Source organism: Eremococcus coleocola DSM 15696, from assembly GCF_000428865.1.
Taxonomy (GTDB): Bacteria; Bacillota; Bacilli; order Lactobacillales; family Aerococcaceae; genus Eremococcus; species Eremococcus coleocola.
Genome location: NZ_AUAT01000045.1, coordinates 1 through 3,246 on the forward strand (window position 1 = coordinate 1; position 3,246 = coordinate 3,246).

At 50.4% G+C, this 3,246-nt stretch carries 2 rRNA genes; both read left to right on the forward strand.

What is annotated here, in order from left to right:
• Nucleotides 1-170 precede the first annotated feature (170 nt).
• Nucleotides 171-3,042, forward strand: a 23S ribosomal RNA gene (locus G396_RS0108510).
• Nucleotides 3,043-3,120: 78 nt separating this feature from the next.
• Nucleotides 3,121-3,234, forward strand: a 5S ribosomal RNA gene (gene rrf / locus G396_RS0108515).
• Nucleotides 3,235-3,246: the final 12 nt, after the last annotated feature.

Here is a 3,246-nt window from a genome sequence, read left to right on the forward strand (position 1 = left end):
CAAACTTTGATCATTGAAAACTGAATACCTCATTTCTAATTGTTCGATGCGAACGATTAGAAATACGATCATATCAAATGATGATATAATCAACCGAGAAATTGACCGAGTCCGTATCTGTTTACAGATGCGAGATGAAAAATGTAAGTAAAAATTAGCGCAAAAATTGTGGTTAAGCAATAAAGGGCGCACGGTGAATGCCTTGGCACTAGGAGCCGATGAAGGACGGGACGAACACCGAAATGCTTTGGGGAGCTGTAAGTAAGCTGAGATCCAGAGATATCCGAATGGGGGAACCCGGCAGTTAATGACTGTCACGCGTAAGCGAGGTAAACGCAGAGAACTGAAACATCTAAGTACCTGCAGGAAGAGAAAGAAAAATCGATTCCCTAAGTAGCGGCGAGCGAACAGGGAAGAGCCCAAACCATGGTGCATGCACCATGGGGTTGTAGGACTCCATAGTTTGATTGTCAATCGATAGTAGAAGCACGTGGGAAAGTGCGGCAGAGAAGGTGAGACCCCTGTATACGAAATCGAACGACACGAACGGAGTATCCTGAGTACGGCGGAGCACGTGGAATTCCGTCGGAATCCACCAGGACCATCTGGTAAGGCTAAATACTCCCTAGTGACCGATAGTGAACCAGTACCGTGAGGGAAAGGTGAAAAGCACCCCGGGAGGGGAGTGAAAGAGTACCTGAAACCGTGTGCTTACAAGTAGTCAGAGCCCGTTAAGGGGTGATGGCGTACCTTTTGTAGAATGGACCGGCGAGTGATGATAGTTGGCAAGGTTAAGTTGAAGAAACGGAGCCGTAGCGAAAGCGAGTCTGAATAGGGCGACAGTCAGGTGTTATCGACCCGAAACCAAGTGACCTACCCATGAGCAGGTTGAAGGTGTGGTAAGACACACTGGAGGACCGAACCAGGACACGTTGAAAAGTGTTTGGATGACTTGTGGGTAGCGGAGAAATTCCAATCGAACTTGGAGATAGCTGGTTCTCTCCGAAATATATTTAGGTATAGCCTCAAAGTGAGCGTGATGGAGGTAGAGCACTGTTTGAACGCGGGGCCCTTCAGGGTTACCAAATTCAGATAAACTCCGAATGCCATCATGTATCTTTGGGAGTCAGACTGCGAGTGATAAGATCCGTAGTCGAAAGGGAAACAGCCCAGACCACCAGCTAAGGTCCCTAAGTTATTGTTCAGTGGAAAAGGATGTGGGGTTGCCCAGACAACTAGGAGGTTGGCTTAGAAGCAGCCATCCTTGAAAGAGTGCGTAATAGCTCACTAGTCGAGTGACCCTGCGCCGAAAATGTACCGGGGCTAAACAATACACCGAAGCTGTGGATCCGTAAGGATGGTAGGAGAGCGTTCTATAGGCGGAGAAGCCATACCGTAAGGAGTGGTGGAGCGTATAGAAGTGAGAATGCCGGTATGAGTAGCGCAAGACGGGTGAGAATCCCGTCCACCGATAGAAGAAGGTTTCCTGGGGAAGGCTCGTCCGCCCAGGGTTAGTCGGGACCTAAGCTGAAGCCGACAGGTCTAGGCGATGGACAACAGGTAGAGATTCCTGTACTTACAATACATGTTTGAGCGATGGAGGGACACAGGAGGTTAACCTACGCATCCGGATGGATGGATGTAGAAGCACTAAGGTGTGGTAAGAGTCAAATGCTTTTACCTTTAACATTGAGGTGTGACCTGGAGCGAAATTAGAGTAGCGAAGGTAGGAGATCAAACTGTCGAGAAAAGCTTCTAGTGAATGTATTGTAACCCGTACCGCAAACCGACACAGGTCTTCAAGTGGAGAACACTCAGGTGAGCGAGAGAACTCTCGTTAAGGAACTCGGCAAAATGACCCCGTAACTTCGGGAGAAGGGGTGCTGAAGGCAACTTCAGCCGCAGTGAATAGGCCCAAGCGACTGTTTATCAAAAACACAGCTCTCTGCCAAACCGAAAGGTGACGTATAGGGGGTGACGCCTGCCCGGTGCTGGAAGGTTAAGAGGAGTGCTTAGCGCAAGCGAAGGTACGAATTGAAGCCCCAGTAAACGGCGGCCGTAACTATAACGGTCCTAAGGTAGCGAAATTCCTTGTCAGGTAAGTTCTGACCCGCACGAAAGGCGTAACGATTTGGGCACTGTCTCAACGAGAGACTCGGTGAAATTATAGTACCGGTGAAGATGCCGGTTACCCGCGACAGGACGGAAAGACCCCATGGAGCTTTACTGTAGCTTGATATTGAGTGTTTGTGTGGCATGTACAGGATAGGTAGGAGCCGATGAATCGTGGACGTCAGTCTACGAGGAGGCGCTGGTGGGATACTACCCTTGTGACAGGAACGCTCTAACCCGCGTGTAGACCACGGGAGACAGTGTCAGGTGGGCAGTTTGACTGGGGCGGTCGCCTCCTAAAGAGTAACGGAGGCGCCCAAAGGTTCCCTCAGAATGGTTGGAAATCATTCGCAGAGTGCAAAGGCAGAAGGGAGCTTGACTGCGAGACCCACAAGTCGAGCAGGGACGAAAGTCGGGCTTAGTGATCCGGTGGTACCGTATGGAAGGGCCATCGCTCAACGGATAAAAGCTACCCTGGGGATAACAGGCTTATCTCCCCCAAGAGTTCACATCGACGGGGAGGTTTGGCACCTCGATGTCGGCTCATCGCATCCTGGGGCTGAAGTCGGTCCCAAGGGTTGGGCTGTTCGCCCATTAAAGCGGTACGCGAGCTGGGTTCAGAACGTCGTGAGACAGTTCGGTCCCTATCCGTCGCGGGCGTAGGAAATTTGAGAAGAGCTATCCTTAGTACGAGAGGACCGGGATGGACGCACCGCTGGTGTACCAGTTGTTCCGCCAGGAGCATCGCTGGGTAGCTATGTGCGGGAAGGATAAGCGCTGAAAGCATCTAAGCGCGAAGCCACCTTCGAGATGAGATTTCCCATTCGTAAGAAGTAAGACCCCTGAAAGACGATCAGGTAGATAGGTTCGGAGTGGAAGTACAGTAATGTATGGAGCGGACGAATACTAATCGGTCGAGGACTTAACCACAAAGAACAATTTTAAGGTTGAGATGAGGTATTCAGTTTTGAGTGACCAAGGTCATTCAAAGAGACATAAAGTGCACTGTGTGGTGATAAAGGCAAGAAGGGCACACCTGTTCCCATGCCGAACACAGTAGTTAAGCTTCTTAGCGCCGATGGTAGTGGGACTTGATCCTGTGAGAGTAGGTCGTCGCCATGCAGGGTACACTTT